The sequence below is a fragment of the Roseburia sp. OM02-15 genome (genome assembly GCF_003481835.1).
Lineage (GTDB): Bacteria > Bacillota > Clostridia > Lachnospirales > Lachnospiraceae > Eubacterium_I > Eubacterium_I ramulus_A.
Genome location: NZ_QULX01000001.1, coordinates 316965 through 332414, shown reverse-complemented (window position 1 = coordinate 332414; position 15450 = coordinate 316965). Strand labels below are relative to the sequence as shown.

Below are 15450 nucleotides of genomic sequence, written 5' to 3'. Positions count from 1 at the left end.
AAACTAGATATTAGAAATCTACGCGACCAGTATACTGGTCATTGATTACATAATAAGCTGCATCCTCTTCCGGTTTCAGATACATAGTAATTGTTTTTACTGCTACGCCACCCTCTACAGAATTGAACTGTGCAATTGCACGCTCTGTTAATTCAGCCTCATCAAACTCTTTACCAAGATACTGTAATACGATCTTCTTGGTCGGTTTTCTTGTTACTCTTTTCTTAGTCTCTGTTTTTACAGCATCCGCTTTTGCTTTTACTGTTTTCTTTGCTGCTGTAGCTTTTTTCGTTGTAGCAGCTTTTGCTTTTGTAGCTGTCTTCTTTGCAGTTGTTTTTGCTGCTTCTGCAGTTTTCTCAACAGTCTCAGCCGCTTTTTCTACTGCTTTCTCTGCAGTCTCTTTTACTTCTGCTGCTGCCTCAGTAGCTTTCTCTGCTGCTTTCTCTACAGTTTCTTTCGCTGCTTCTTCTGCTTTTGTTGCTGTCTCTTTTACAGCTTCTTTTACTTCTACAGCTTTCTCCTCTACAACTGCTTTTGTTGCCTCAACTTTCTGAGCTGCTGTAGTTGTTGCCTTTGTTGTATGTACATTTGATGTCTTTCTTCTTGCCATGATAATTGTCCTCCCTCTGACATTTTCGGCATGTCTGCACGATTGCTGACCAATGCCAATTCATAATACCTGATTTTGGATTTCTGTCGATATTATTTAGAACTATTTCTTCTTATATCGTTTTGAATTGTACACCCATTCCCAGATTCTGTCAACAAATTAACAATTTACTATCTTTTTTCAGATCACCACTCAAATGTCATACATATTATAACAAGGACATCTATATTACTGCTTATTCAACAAGCCATCTAGCACCTCAAAGAAGTTTTCAAATGTTTTTTTACAGCATCCCGGATTTAAAATCTCAATACCTTCTGCACCAAGTCCCATCACAGCAAATGCCATGGCTACCCGGTGATCCTCAAAGGTTTCAATCTTGCAAGGCTGTGGCTTACCCGGATGGATGCACACCCAGTCATCCCCTTCTTCACAGGTGATTCCGGCATTTCTCAGATTCGTTACGATTGCATGCAGCCGATCACATTCCTGCCCGCGGATATGTCCCACATGTGTGATTTTTACCGAAGATGAAGCATATGGCGCGATTGCCGCCAACGTCAATGCCTGATCGGAAAAATCGTTCATATTCACTTCCAGACCTTTTAATCCATCCACTGGACCTGTCAGACGGATTCCATCTGCTTCTTCTGTCAGACTGCATCCCATCTGCTCTAATAGCTTCAGGAATTTCATATCTCCCTGCATGCTGTCCCAGTGTACATGCTTTACTTTTGCACTGCCGCCGCTCATAGCTGCTGCCGCATAAAAGTAACATGCCCCGGATACGTCCGGTTCGATCTGATACTCTGTTTTCTGATAACCATCAAATGGTGCTACTGTATAATCGCAGCCGTCAAATCCTGCTTCCACACCAAATTCCTGCATCATCTTCCTCGTAATACGAATGTAGGAACCATCCTTTTTCTCGCTGGTAATATGGATTCGTATGCCGTGTGGAAACATCGGCGCGATCAGCAAAAATGCACTTAAAAACTGTGTACTTGTGCTGATATCCAGATTCAGCACCGCTTCCTGCTCCAGACTCCGTATCTGCGCTCCTGCTCCCGTGATGCGCACCGGAAGATGCCATGCCTCTCCCAGCCATTCCGCGGATGCACCAAGACTGATCAGTGCCTCAAAAAGCGGCTGCATCGGACGTTTCTGCATCTGTTCCGATGCGTTGATCACAAAGGTTCCTTCCGATACGCCCAGCATTGCCGTCAGAAAACGTGCTGCGGTTCCCGCACTTCCCACATGAATGGAACCAGCCTGCACCGGAAGGACACCTCCGCATCCTTCCAGTTCAACGGTATGTTGTCCTTCATCGATCCGTACATCATATCCCAGTGACTGCAGGGAACTCAAAAAATGTCTGGAATCATCACTGAACAACACACCATGCAGATACACATGACCTTTGCAAAGTGCTGACAGTAATAATGCACGGTTTGTAATACTTTTAGACCCCGGAACCTCTACCGTCCACTGCGCCGGTTTTTTTAATGATCTTACCCTATAACTATCTGCCATTTCCTTCTCCATCCAATTTACTGATTCGCGTCTGTACCGGTTGTATTGCCGTCATTTGTTGTGGAACCGCCAGTAGTATCGCCGGTACTTCCACCCGTATTGTCACCAGAACTATCTCCTTTATTGTCACCGGAAGTATCGCCTGTATTGCCGCCTGTATTGCCGCCCGTATTATCTCCGGTATTGGAATCGGAAGAATCCGGAATATTGCCTCCATTGATACCATCCGTCTCAGAAGGAATATTTCCATCAATACCTGTATTGTTGTTATTATTCTGATCGCCTTGATTTGTATTATCCTGCGTCTGATCAGCCTGATTTGTTGTGTCGTTCTCCGCCGGTGCACTGGAATCGGAGTCATCAAAATCATAAACCTGATCCTTGCTGCCGGATGAATGCCTTGTGTCCAGATCAAAATCTTTTGCATCCAGACCTTCTGTCATGAAAAGCATCGCTTCTTTCCAAACTTTTTCCGGATAAGAATGTCCCCAGATTCTCTTCGTTGCACGCTGATCGTCATATGCTACATAAACAGAAATCGTATAATACGGTGTATAGCCACAGAACCATCCGACTTTGTTTTTATTTGTTGTACCTGTTTTTCCTGCTGCTTCAACATCAGAAGCGCTGTCCCAGTTCAAATCTTCCGCAGTACCACGCTTTAACACACCAGTCAGAATGTCTGTCATCTGATCTGCTGCAGACTGGCTGTATACACTTTTGCTGGTTGGATCTTCATAAATCTCGTCACCATTGGAATTCAGAATAGAAGAAATACAATCTGTCTGTGTATACTCACCATGATTCTCCAGAGTATAGTATGCATTTGCCATCTCAACGGTATTGACACCGTTTGTCAGACCACCCAGAGCAGCACTCAAATTATAATCATCCGATACTACAATTCTGGAGAAATTCATATCCTCTACATAGGAAAGTCCGACCTTTGGTGTAATCTCATTAAACAGAGAGTACGCACATCCATTGTAACTCTGCTCTACTGCCCGGCGTAAACTGTATTTCGTTCCACCCATTTTCTTAATTTCTGCTGAAGTAGATTTCTTTGCACTGGATACATCAATCTCTGTCAATGTAGAATTTGCTGTGTAGCCTTCCTCCAACGCCGGTGTATAAACTGCCAGCGGTTTAAAAGAACTTCCCGGCTGCATATAACTCTGGAAACCACGGTTCAGAGAATAGGTCTGCTGAATGGCATCCTGAGAACGTCCACCGATGATTGCTACTACTTTTCCGGTTTCGTTGTCAATGACTGTCATAGCACCCTGCAGTGCATAAATGCCTGTGGATTCATCCACCTCATCATCACTTTCCAGCTGTTCATTCAGAACTTTCTGCAAGCCCTTCTGCGCATCCAGATTCATGGTGGTAGTTACCTTATAACCGCCTGTATACAATTTATGTTTTGCCTGCTTATATGCTTCGTCATAATAATTGGTGTATGTTTTATAATCCTCATCGTCATCAAAATGATACTGGAATTCAAACCCATCCAGCTTCATCAGATAACGTACTGCACAGTTAATTGCATAAGTTACTTCATAATTATAGAAGTTGTCATCTTCATCACTGACTGATGCTACAGAAATATTCTCTCCTAAAGCAGATTCGCCATCTTCTTTTGTAATATAACCACACTCATACATATCTTCCAGAATCTTATTTCTTCTGGCAATCGCATTTTCACTGTTTCTCAGTGGATTATAGTATTCCGGTCTGTTTGGAATCGCACACAGATATGCTGTCTCGGACAGGGACAGATCATTGACAGACCGTCCAAAATATTTCTGAGACGCATCTTCCACGCCGTAAATACCATTTGCAAAACAACAGCTGTTGCAGTAAAACTCCATAATCTGCTCTTTACTGTATTTTTTGTTCAGTTCCCATGCAATAAAAATCTCTTTGATCTTACGGGATAATGTCTTTTCGTTGGAAAGGAACGTACCACGCGCCAGCTGCTGCGTGATCGTACTTGCACCTTCTGCCACCTGTCCTCTTGACTTGACGTAATTTAAACAGACACGGACAATTCCCTTGAAATCCACACCACTGTTCTTCCAGAAAGTACGATCCTCAACTGCCACAAATGCATTGACTACATCTGCCGGAATCTGATCGTATTCCAGATAAGTGGCATCCACATCTTCTGACAAAGCCGCCAGCTGAGTGCCGTCATCGCTGTAAATATAAGAAGTCTGTGCCAGACGGAACGTCTCCGGTGTACTCTCATCTACCAGTTCCTTTGCCTCTTTCATGCAGCCAAACAGTGTCTGTCCGGTTGCCTTCTTCAGCATCACATTTCCACCGATAAACAGTGCCAGGACCAAAACTGCCAGAATAATGAAAAAATTTTTCAACCGGCGCATGTTGTCTTTTTTCCGGGCTACTCTCAGTCGCTTCTGATACTTTTCTTCCGAAACCGGATTCTTCTTTTGCTGCTGCTTGACATATTTCACATGTGATTTTATTTTCTTTTTCTTCGTTGCCATACATTAACTCCTTTCGGGGATTTTCAGTACTTCGTAAAAATGTGTCTCGTATTACAAGCATGCTAATATGATTTTGCTCATTATTTCGTGATTTCATCACTCAATCACTTCGCCGTTCGCCAAAAGTGATCAAGCTCCCTATGGCTCTCTTGCGCTCATTATATCATAAGCAAAACCGGCTTATGATCAACATTCGCCGGTCGTCAATCATGCAAGCATGTTGACTCTCTTGCGCTCATTATATCATACATTTTCACTGGCGTTTCTTAAGATATCGTGATTTTACTTTTAAAATCATAGGAAAACTTATTTTATCTTATCTCTTTTTATGCGTCTTCACGCGTCAGCTTCTTCACCCACTTATAACTGCGGAAATGGAGGAACGCCGGCAATCCCTTAAATACCTGATCGGACTGGATCATAATAACAACGCCGACAACAGACCAGTGCCACCAGAACGCACTCATGAAGGACAACGGAATAACGATTGCCCAGGTACTGATCATGTTCATCATCATTGTAAATTTTGTATCTCCGCCGCCACGGATGATTCCCATACTTACCGGCATCTGATAGGACATTCCCACCATAATAAAACTCATAACGATGATCAGCTGATCTGCCATCACCAGTGCAGAATCATTCAAGTTGTACAGTGTCAGCAGCGGTTTTCTCAGTAAAAACAGCGCCAGTCCCAATGCCGCACCGATCAGCACATCGATGACTGCCAGTGTACGTGCATCCGATTTGATTCGTTTCATATCTCCACGTCCAACGGCAGAGCCGATCATAACTGCTGAGGAAGATGACATTGCTACAACGATTACCTTCAAATACTGATAAAAGGTAGTAGCTACGGAGTTTGCAGCGATCGCATCAGAAGAAAGATGTCCAAGGATCGCGGTCTGGAACGGTACGGAGATCGCCCACAGCACCTGAGATAACATAACCGGAATCTCTACCTTTGTATAATCCTGACGCAGTGCTGCATCAAATTTCATAAAGTTTTCGCTGAACAATTTTAATTTTTTATCGACTTTCAGCATGTAGATCACAACAATTGCCAGCTCAACAATACGTGCGATCAGTGTTCCGATGGCTGCACCGCGGATTCCAAGCTCCGGTGCGCCAAAACGTCCGAAGATCAATACATAGTTAATGCCAACGTTTACGATCAGGGAAACAATTGAGATATAGAACGAAATCTTTACAGTTTCCACACAACGCAGCGCCGCCATCAGCACGTTTGTAATAATAAACAGCAGGAAAGTATACTTGATGATACCAAGGTAAGATACACCCTCTGCAATGATTTCTGGATCATTGGTAAAAATAGATACCACCTGATGTGACAGGAAGGTGCAGATCAAAATGGTAATAATTCCACAGATCAGTCCCAGTTTTAACGCGATACCAGTCAGTTTCCGAATTGGCTGCATACGCTGCTGTCCCCAGTATTGGGCACCCAACACGACAAATCCCTCTCCGATTCCAAGAGTGATCTGCTGCACCATAAAGAAAATCTGGTTGACCGTCGCTGCGCCGGACAATGCATTCTGGCTGTAACTACCCAGCATAATGTTGTCTGCCATATTGACACTGTATGCCACAATATTCTGTAACGCAACAGTAATCAAAAGCGGAAACAACGTACGGTAAAATGTTTTGTCTTTTGTAAAAAAGCTCTCTTTTGTTTTCTGTCCCATTAATTTATGTACTCCTTTGATACTTCTATTCTGCCCATATTCAAGTCGAACGCACGTGAGACTTGGTGCGTGATTCTGGTCAGCGCAAGCTGACATCTTCTTTTCAGAATCACTGCACTCTACACTCCGTTCCGGTCGGCGCAAAACCATTTTAGCACAGACATAAGTTTCTTCCTCATATCTGACAGATTTCAGGGCACTATCTTAGATAGTATAGCACCTTTTATTTATAAAGAAAAGTTTCCGTTCGCATACTATGTAAGATGATGTGTAAACTGGCTAGTAAAATAGTTACAGTGTTACAGTTCACACGCGCAATTCGTAAAATAAAAGAAGATAAAGCCAAACTTCGACTTTATCTTGACATTTCTCTGCTCTATATAACTTGTATCTCTTTTATTATAATAATAAGTATCATTAAGATCATCACTACTATAATAGCATCCTCTCTAACTCTCGAATTTGAAAATGCATTTAAGCGGATGCAATATGCTCCTGAATATAATCATGCATATTTTCTTTTTCTATTCCAAGTACCACGGACAATTCCCCGTACAGCTCCTGCTCAGCCACACGCATATACCGCTCATCCAATGCTGTCACCTTCTTGCCCGCTGCCAGACGCTCGTCCTTTCTCTGGTGCAGTGTTTTTAAAATGCTGATCCAGGAACGGCCGCTGCACTCATGCAGAGCGGCTTTATAGCTGGCTTCGCGCTGCTTCTCATTCGGTACTTCCAAAACCTCAATGCTTGGAATATCCTGAATCAGACGCTTTGCCTCCTCCGGAGTCATTACTTTACGGATCATTACCTTGTTACTGTCAATCGGCAGATAGACCGTCTGCTCACTATTCTGCACCGGATGCATAATATAGAAAAGACGATTTCTGTCAACACCGGGAATATCTACGTGCGAAATATCCTGAATCTTGCAGACACCCTTACTTCCATAAACGACATATTCCCCTTTTTCAAACATACACAACGCTCCTTTCTTCTCATTTTAAATGGAAACTTCCATTTTATAACTTGTGTGTGGAAATAAATTGTTAGCCATTTCTCTTTTTTCAACAATTGTTATATATAGTATACCACACTTTCGCAAAAGAAGTCAGTGAATTGTATATATTTTCAAAAATTTTGTGACTTTTTACAATAATCAGTCGATTCGTTTTTATTAGTTTTGCACAACGTTTCTGTAATTCTTTACGCAACATAGACAATAAAGTATGTATTATTCTCTGTAGGCGGGCTTGTTTCATGATGGATTACCATAATTTTTCAATATAGTTATCTGAATTTTCCTATAATAAAAAAGAACCCTGATAACCAGAGTTCCTTTTTCCAGTCATTATTTTTCTTCTTTTTTCGGCGAATGATGCATATCACGAATCGGGATATTTGCATACAATGCCGGAACGGTTCCGTTTCCTGTGTCGGATTCGGTCTGTGTAATCTGGATATCTAATCCTTCCGCATCAATTTCCATATATTTGGAAATCACCTTGATGATATCGTTTTTGATCAGCTCCATCACATCCGGTGAACAATTAGCACGATCTGATACAAGTAACAACTTCAGGCGGTCTTTTGCTACATCCCCGGAACTTTTTCTTTTGAAAAAATCCATAAATCCCATAGTAAAAGCCCTCCTAGTTCTTCTTGAACAAGTTTTTCAGCTTGTCAAACACGGTCTGTTTTTCTTCCAGATTTAAAAATTCCACTGTCTCACCAAGGATTCTTCTGCAGATATTGGAATAAGCCTGTCCTGCCAGACAGTCGCTTCCTACCAGCGGCTCACCCTGATTGGTGGAGATAACGATATGCTCATCATCCGGAACTGCACCAAGCAACGGAATTGCAAGGATATCACATACATCATCTACAGACATCATGTCGCCACGTTTTACCATATCCATACGCAGACGGTTTACGATCAGCTCAGTCTTCTGAAGCTCATTTGCCTCAAGAAGTCCGATGATACGGTCAGCATCACGAATTGCAGATACCTCAGGTGTTGTTACAACAATCGCTCTGTCAGCACCTGCGATCGCATTTTTAAATCCCTGCTCGATACCAGCCGGACAGTCAAGAAGGATGTAATCAAACTCCTCACGCAGCTCATCGGTCAGTTTTTTCATCTGCTCCGGAGTAACGGATGTCTTGTCTCTCGTCTGTGCAGACGGAAGCAGGTATAATTCCGGATATTTTTTATCCTTGATCAGTGCCTGTTTGATCTTGCAGTTTCCTTCTACAACATCTACCAGGTTGTATACGATACGGTTCTCAAGTCCCATAACCACATCCAGGTTACGAAGTCCGATATCGGTATCGATCAGTACGACTTTTTTGTTCAGCTGGGCAAGTCCTGTACCCACATTTGCGGTAGTGGTTGTCTTACCAACACCACCTTTTCCTGATGTAATAACAATTACTTCACTCATTGCATCCAGTCCTCCATACTTTTACTTGTTTCCCGCCTGCAAAAACGGGCATCATTTCTTATTTGGTATAATCGTTCAAACTTGCACGTGTGATCGGCTCTATGTAAATATTGCCGCCCTTTGCAACAGCGATCTGTGCCTCCGGAATTACCGGATTCTTCTCTTTCCGACGCAGTCTGCGCATCGGTTTCATCTTTTTGTCCGGGCTCTTTGCCAGTATATCTCCGATCTGAATCTGAATCGGATCCATCTCAAGTGCCACGATGAAACAATTGCTGTCTCCTGCGGCTCCCGCATAGGCATTGCCCTTCAAAGCTCCAAGCACTATGATATTGCCCTGTGAGATAATCTTCGCACCCGGATTGACATCACCGACGATCACGACACTGGATACGCTCTCCAGCACCTGTCCGGAACGAAGTGTTCCGCGGTAAAATTCGCCTTCTCTGCCGGATACCGAATCGTAATAGGCTTCAATCTGCTGTTTTACCAGATCCGCATGCGTCTCATCATTATCCACAATACAGATGATCGATATACTTGTATTCTCTGTAATGGTCTCTATGATCTGATATTCTTCTTCCTGAGTGAGTGTACGTCCCTCAAAAGAAATCGCCATTTTCGCATTTTTGAAAAACTTCTCGGATTCCTGAAATTTCTCCTTAATTGCAGTCAACAGCTCCTGAAACGGCATGTCTTTGTCCAGGATCAGATTGATTCCATATTTGTTACTTTTTATGACTACTGCTTGTGACATGTATTTCCTCCAAATTCATCAGACAGGTTTTCAATGCACGGTTCTTCCGCACAGTAAACCATTCTTTAATTATACCGAATCTGGATAAATATGCAATGGTTTTTGCCGGAATCCACTGATAAAATCTGAGATTTTCGGATATTCTAACCAAGAGGAATCTTTCCCTCAGTCTACATTTAGCTCCCACTACGACAAACATACTGCAAAGATATGCACTCACTATGGAAAATAATCGTTTCTGTTCCATAACAAAATTTAGCAAAACAATTCATCTCAGTCTGAGTTGAGACTCCCACTTCTGCAAGTGGTGAGTAGTAACAAGTATTTCTCAGTGGGAGTTCAATCTCCGACTGAGATAAATGCTCCGCGAGGATGTGCAGTGATTCTGAAAAGAAGATGTCAGCTTGCACTGACCAGAATCACGCACCAAGTCTCACGTGCGTTCGACTTGAAAAGGAGTTATTTATGTATTACACACTACATCAGCGACTAAGAAAAATAGAACTTGATTTTAAACCGGATTTAAACTTGTCAAGGCAGAATCCCATTCAACACGACTCTGACCTGACAGACTCTATTCGACATAATACATCATCTTCAGATTCAACTTCAAACGATTCCACTTGCATAGAAACCGTGCTGACACTCTCCCCGGCACAATGGGAACAGCAAAAAGCATCCCTGCATTTTCCATCCTACGCTGGTCTGGAAAACACCATCATCCGCAGCTGCAAAGCAGAGATCTATCCCCATTACATCTCCGGAAGCATGTGTATTCCCGACCGCAAACGACTGTTAGAATCGCCACTCTGCTTTACGTTTTATATGAATGAAGCCTGTATGGTATTTGTATCGGATGATTCTGTACCTGACCGCATTATTGAAACGATGATTCACCGTTACGAAAGCCAGGAAATGTCTCCGGAACTATTTTTGTATGGATTTTTCTCGGAATTTCTGACGGATGATATGGAACTGTTAGAATCTTATGAACGCAAACTGTTTTTGCTGGAAGAAAATGCCATGCGGGGCAATATCCACGACCTGATGCCCCGGTTATTAAAAAACAGGCGGGAGTTAACCCGCCTGCGCAATTATTATGAACAGATTGACGATATGGCTGGACAACTGCAGGGCAACGTCCGAAATTATTTCGACCCGGAACGGCTGCAGCTGCTTCAGCTCATCGGCGACCGCGCCTGCCGTCTCCAGCAGGTGGCACAGCAATCGATTGATTACTGCCAGACCCTGCGGGATTTTGAACAGGCGCAATCCGATCACAAACAGAATAAAACCATGCAGCTGATGACGGTTCTGACTTCTGTCTTTTTCCCGCTCACCGTCATCACCGGCTGGTATGGCATGAATTTTACCCATATGCCGGAGCTGGAAGCCCGTTATGGCTATCCGTTGTTAATCGCCATCAGTCTCGGCGTGATCGCCGTGGAGTTCTGGATTTTGAAAAAACGTAAGATTATATAAAAGTTACAGATTATTGATGATCAGCACGATTCCGGAAAGAATCAGTAACACAATCACAATCTTCTTAATGACTTTCTCATTCAAAACCGAACTGCTCTTCATTCCAAGAAATACTGCTGCCAGCATAAACGGAATCAGGATCACGACCTGCTTAAGCACTGCAAGTGTCAGGATTCCAGTCGCTGCATACAAAATAATACGGATCGTATTTTCCACCACAAATACCACACAGATATTTGCCTTGAATTCATGACTGTTTTCCGCCACTCTGCTCACATAAGCCGCCAGCAGTGCACCTACACCATACAGACCGCAAAGCAGACCGGAAATAATTCCAATCAGTACCAATACAAATTTGGAACCGCCGGACTTTTTGTTGCTACTTTTGCTGCTTTTCATTTCCCGAAACAGCATTTCAATGCCAATGATAATAACTGCGATGCCAAAAATCACTTTCAACAGACCAGCATCTGTGTGTTTCAACAAAAAGATTCCCGGAATGCTGCCCGCCACGACCAAAGCGGTTAGTGGAAGCCAGATTTTCCAGTTCAACGATTTCCGTTCTTTCCAGACTAAAATAATATTGCTCGGATACCCCAACACTACTTCTAACGGTGAAATATTAATATTGTTTGCCGTGTAGCTTAAAATCCCGTTAAAAATCAGGGTGTTCGCAAAGCCGCATAGCCCCTTGATAAAAAATGCAACCAGTGTTGCAATGATAAACCAAATCATAAGTTTTCTTCTCCTTATTTACGTGTATGATTCTATAATACCTCTTGCTCTATACCAGATTTTTGACAAACAATTACAGAATCTTATTTTTATTGTGTATTACGAAAGATCAGCTGATTTTTGTAAATTCACAGTATCACTTATGATCGAATTTATCCAGTTTTTTATCCAAAAAACACGCAAACGTGACAATATAAGTCATTTTTGCGTGTTTTTCTTTTTCAGTTATTTTTAATATATATATTTTTGCTACTCACCACTTGCAGAAGTGGGAGTCTCAACTCAGACTGAGATGAAAATCAGCTCACACCTGATATTCTCTTACTGATTAATCCAAAATATTTCCATCAATGGAGATGGTCACTACCTGCCATGGAATAAATTTACCGCTTGCCTGTAATGCCTTCTTTGCTGCAGACTCCAGACCACCACAGCACGGAACTTCCATACGTACAATCGTAACGCTCTGAATATCATTATTGGAAATAATCGTTGTCAGCTTTTCGCTATAATCAATATCATCCAGTTTCGGACAGCCGATCAGAGTTACTTTGCCTTTCATGAAATCTTCATGCATGCGGGCATATGCATAAGCGGTACAATCTGCTGCGATCAGTAATTTTGCACCATTGAAATACGGTGCATTCGGAGCAACCAGCTTGATCTGGCACGGCCACTGTCCCAGACGGGAAACACTCTGCTGCGGTGCAGCCGGTGCGCTCTCCCCAGTCTCTTCCAGACGTTGGTTCAGCATACGCATCCGTGTGCCCGGGCATCCGCCAGCCATCGGTGCATGTGCCGGTGCGGAAGTTCCTGCTGATTTCGCGTTCTCTGCATCTTTTTTTGCTTTGTTTGCCAGAACAGCTGCCTCATCGTACGCTGCTGCTTCACGCTCAACAAATGTGATCGCATTGGTCGGACAGGCTGGCAGACAATCACCAAGACCGTCGCAGTAATCGTCACGAAGCAGTTTTGCTTTTCCGTTTACCATGCCAATGGCACTCTCATGACAGGCATTTGCACATGCGCCGCACCCGTTACATTTTTCTTCATCAATATGAATAATTCTTCTTACCATAAGTTTGTTCCTCGCTTTTTTATTTGTATTTTTTCGTTTTTTCAATTTAAAAAACATATCTTTTGTACCTTATTGTTGTTCTCTTTTGTAAGATGTACTTAGCATACAGTGGTTTTAGAGAAAAATCTGTGGTTTTAACCACGAAATATTTTTTATTGCAAAAATTTGTAATCATCACAGCTTATTTTTATAGCCATTCCCGCAAAAAGCCTTCCATTTCCTTCAAATCATCCGAAAATAATACATGTTTCATTTTATCTTCCGCCAAAAATCCCGCATCTTCCATCGTCTGAAACATCTGCTTCAACGGCTCATAAAATCCATTGCGATTAAACAAAATACTCGGCTTATGGAATACTCCGATCTTCGTCAACGTAATCGTTTCCGATATTTCATCCAACGTACCAATACCACCCGGAAGTGCAATAAACACATCCGCCAGCTCCAGCATTTTCCGCTTCCGCTCACTCATATCCTCTGTAAAAATTAATTTTGTCACATAAGGCTGTGGACGATTTTTAATAAAAGCAACATTTCCCGGAACAACGCCGATCACTTCACAACCAGCATCGTGTACTTCTTTTGCGACGATTCCCATCAGACCGGATTCACCACCGCCATATACCAGTGTATGTTTAGATGCTCCGATCCACTGTCCCAGTTCTCTTGCAGCTTCTGTATAAAGTTCCTCTTTGCCAAATTCAGATGCACAGTAAACAGCTATTTTCATATGTATCTTTCCTCCTGATTCATGAAATACTCTACAATCATTCTCAAATAATTTATCATGAACTCCCACAAACTTTCCTGTCAAACTAAAAAATACGCAGCCGTTTCCGGCTGCGCACTTTTTCGGACAATCCGCAATCACACGAAATGCACCGCTAAGCCTACGCTATTGAAAAAAGTGTCGTGGATTAGGCAACTGCAAGCAGAAGCCCTCTTCTCGAACGAATCATCCTTTTTCATTGTAGCACCAATAAAGCTCTATGAAAAGCCTAAAATTACGCTCTCAGCTTTTGCGTAACGACATCACGTTGTCCTTATTCCACAAAATTCCCACGTCAATGTATTCAACAGCAAGTATTCTTCTGTGCCTATCGGACTTCCATCACTACGCGTGGAAAATACATCACAGGAAATCAGATTTCCGGCTCTGCTGATTCCCTCCACAGGCGTATGCCCTACAACCTGAAGCAATTTACGCGGCTTATACAATTTCATTTTCGAATGTTGCGGTCTGAGCCAGATCGGTGATGCATCGTTCCACATCTCCGTTCGCCCCAGTTTATTAATCTCCCCTACAACCGCATCCACATCATCGTATTTTGCTTTCGGGACATATCCTTCCACAAAGTCATTCAACACACCTGCATGAGAAAAAAGCACATTATCAATTCTTTGCACATACTGGATCGGATTATTTTCCGGAACAGCCGAACGCAGATCAAGTAATTTTTTCTGAACGGTATAGGATGCCATGCTGCTGTATCCGGTTTCTAACTGATTCCAATAATAACTCAGGTCATGATTTCCAAAACACCATGCCGTATCAGGAAACTTTATCGCAAACTTAATTGCTTCATCATATGTTTCTTCATACAGGGAAACATCGTATTCCTTTCCCCAGTCATCTGCCAGATCCATCAGACAGACTACGCGATCTGCAATCTTCTGATGCATGAGTGCAGCGGCATGTTGAAACATATATGGTTTTAAATGAACATCGGGAATTACCAAAACTTTCATTGTCACACCTCATTTTTTCAACCGTAAATTCAAGTCGAACGCACGTGAGACTTGGTGCATGATTCTGGTCAGCGAAAGCTGACATATTCTTTTCAGAATCACTGCACATCCACGCGGAGCGTTTATCTCAGTCGGAGATTGTACTCCCACTGAGAAAGACTTGTTTTTACTCACCACTTGCAGAAGTGGGAGTCTTCTCGACTGAGATAAAAGGACTCATGCTATCGTTGCTAATCATAAATCCTAAATCCACTGATATGCCGTCCATTTAACCAGCGTTCTTTCATGTCTGTCTGTCCTTCCGGCGGCCAGATCAGTAATTCAGAAATCATAAAATCTGCATCCTTCATCGCGCTGGTATCCTGAATCTCACAATGATAAAAACCAAACCTTTTTCCTGGAAGCGAATTGCTCCGTCTGCAATTATCAATCAACGGACGAATGTCTGTCAGTTTTGCATCCTCCAGATAAAATAGAAATAAGTTCGGCATATCCTGAACAAAAGATAAGTCACTGATATTTTTGCCATACAAAATAAACAAATCGCAAAGCTCATGAAACTGCTGCACAAAACTGTAATCTTCTAGCGGAATCATAATATAGCATCCAAGCACTTTGCATTTTTTCACATCTGCCATAATAGCTTCATCCTGCAAATCTTCCACGGCCAATGTTACCCGCGGAGTTTTCATATTGATCGCACTAGAAGTCAACTTCCACGGAATAAAACATCCACCCACGTGTTTTCCATCTTTATTAATGGCAATACTTGTATATCCCTGCTCTGAAGCCGCCTCTCTTAATATTTCTCTGTCTTTTTCTTCCATATCCCAAATTCCTCATCAGT

The 15450-nt window shown here is 42.5% G+C and carries 14 protein-coding genes; 1 reads left to right on the top strand and 13 read right to left on the bottom strand.

Features of this window, described 5'->3' with window-relative positions; translation table 11 throughout:
* Nucleotides 1–10: 10 nt before the first annotated feature.
* The 8 genes from DXB15_RS01545 to DXB15_RS01510 form a co-directional block, all read right to left on the bottom strand.
* Nucleotides 11–610, bottom strand: coding sequence for a DUF6465 family protein (locus DXB15_RS01545; RefSeq protein WP_118701823.1), 600 nt, complete (start codon nucleotides 608–610; stop codon nucleotides 11–13).
* A gap of 228 nt (nucleotides 611–838) precedes the next feature.
* A complete protein-coding gene (aroA, locus tag DXB15_RS01540) occupies nucleotides 839–2143 on the bottom strand; it encodes a 3-phosphoshikimate 1-carboxyvinyltransferase (protein ID WP_118701822.1) in 1305 nt (434 codons plus the stop codon).
* Between the two features lie 17 nt (nucleotides 2144–2160).
* Nucleotides 2161–4653 carry a transglycosylase domain-containing protein gene (locus DXB15_RS01535; protein WP_118701821.1) on the bottom strand — a complete coding sequence of 831 codons (2493 nt, stop codon included), beginning with the start codon at nucleotides 4651–4653 and terminating at the stop codon, nucleotides 2161–2163.
* Between the two features lie 326 nt (nucleotides 4654–4979).
* Nucleotides 4980–6359: an MATE family efflux transporter gene (locus DXB15_RS01530; RefSeq protein ID WP_118701820.1), complete on the bottom strand. Its 1380-nt coding sequence runs from the start codon at nucleotides 6357–6359 to the stop codon at nucleotides 4980–4982.
* Between the two features lie 474 nt (nucleotides 6360–6833).
* Nucleotides 6834–7337 (bottom strand): CarD family transcriptional regulator, encoded by a 504-nt coding sequence (locus DXB15_RS01525; RefSeq protein ID WP_109216738.1) that lies wholly within the window; start codon nucleotides 7335–7337, stop codon nucleotides 6834–6836.
* 372 nt (nucleotides 7338–7709) lie between these two features.
* Complete coding sequence (gene minE / locus DXB15_RS01520; RefSeq protein WP_109216737.1) at nucleotides 7710–7997, bottom strand: cell division topological specificity factor MinE; 288 nt, start codon at nucleotides 7995–7997, stop codon at nucleotides 7710–7712.
* Between the two features lie 13 nt (nucleotides 7998–8010).
* Nucleotides 8011–8802, bottom strand: a complete 792-nt coding sequence (minD, locus tag DXB15_RS01515) for a septum site-determining protein MinD (RefSeq protein WP_109216736.1) — start codon at nucleotides 8800–8802, stop codon at nucleotides 8011–8013.
* A 58-nt stretch (nucleotides 8803–8860) separates the two neighbouring features.
* Nucleotides 8861–9559: a septum site-determining protein MinC gene (locus DXB15_RS01510; protein ID WP_109216735.1), complete on the bottom strand. Its 699-nt coding sequence runs from the start codon at nucleotides 9557–9559 to the stop codon at nucleotides 8861–8863.
* 465 nt (nucleotides 9560–10024) lie between these two features.
* Here DXB15_RS01510 and DXB15_RS01505 point away from each other — a divergent pair, with 465 nt between their 5' ends.
* On the top strand, nucleotides 10025–11041 hold the full coding sequence (locus DXB15_RS01505) for a magnesium transporter CorA family protein (protein ID WP_158582168.1): 1017 nt from the start codon (nucleotides 10025–10027) through the stop codon (nucleotides 11039–11041).
* 3 nt (nucleotides 11042–11044) lie between these two features.
* Here the strand turns inward: DXB15_RS01505 and DXB15_RS01500 are convergent, their stop codons facing one another.
* The 5 genes from DXB15_RS01500 to DXB15_RS01480 all read right to left on the bottom strand — a co-directional run bounded on the left by DXB15_RS01500 (nucleotide 11045) and on the right by DXB15_RS01480 (nucleotide 15430).
* Entirely contained in the window at nucleotides 11045–11776 is a 732-nt protein-coding gene (locus DXB15_RS01500) for a sulfite exporter TauE/SafE family protein (RefSeq protein ID WP_118701819.1), read from the bottom strand.
* A 328-nt stretch (nucleotides 11777–12104) separates the two neighbouring features.
* The gene (locus DXB15_RS01495) at nucleotides 12105–12854 is read right to left on the bottom strand and encodes an ATP-binding protein (RefSeq protein ID WP_118701889.1); all 750 of its coding nucleotides are present in this window, start codon (nucleotides 12852–12854) and stop codon (nucleotides 12105–12107) included.
* A gap of 187 nt (nucleotides 12855–13041) precedes the next feature.
* Complete coding sequence (locus DXB15_RS01490; protein ID WP_109215958.1) at nucleotides 13042–13584, bottom strand: TIGR00730 family Rossman fold protein; 543 nt, start codon at nucleotides 13582–13584, stop codon at nucleotides 13042–13044.
* 302 nt (nucleotides 13585–13886) lie between these two features.
* On the bottom strand, nucleotides 13887–14603 hold the full coding sequence (locus DXB15_RS01485) for a metallophosphoesterase (RefSeq protein ID WP_109215957.1): 717 nt from the start codon (nucleotides 14601–14603) through the stop codon (nucleotides 13887–13889).
* 230 nt (nucleotides 14604–14833) lie between these two features.
* Nucleotides 14834–15430, bottom strand: a complete 597-nt coding sequence (locus DXB15_RS01480) for a hypothetical protein (RefSeq protein ID WP_118701818.1) — start codon at nucleotides 15428–15430, stop codon at nucleotides 14834–14836.
* Nucleotides 15431–15450 lie beyond the last annotated feature (20 nt).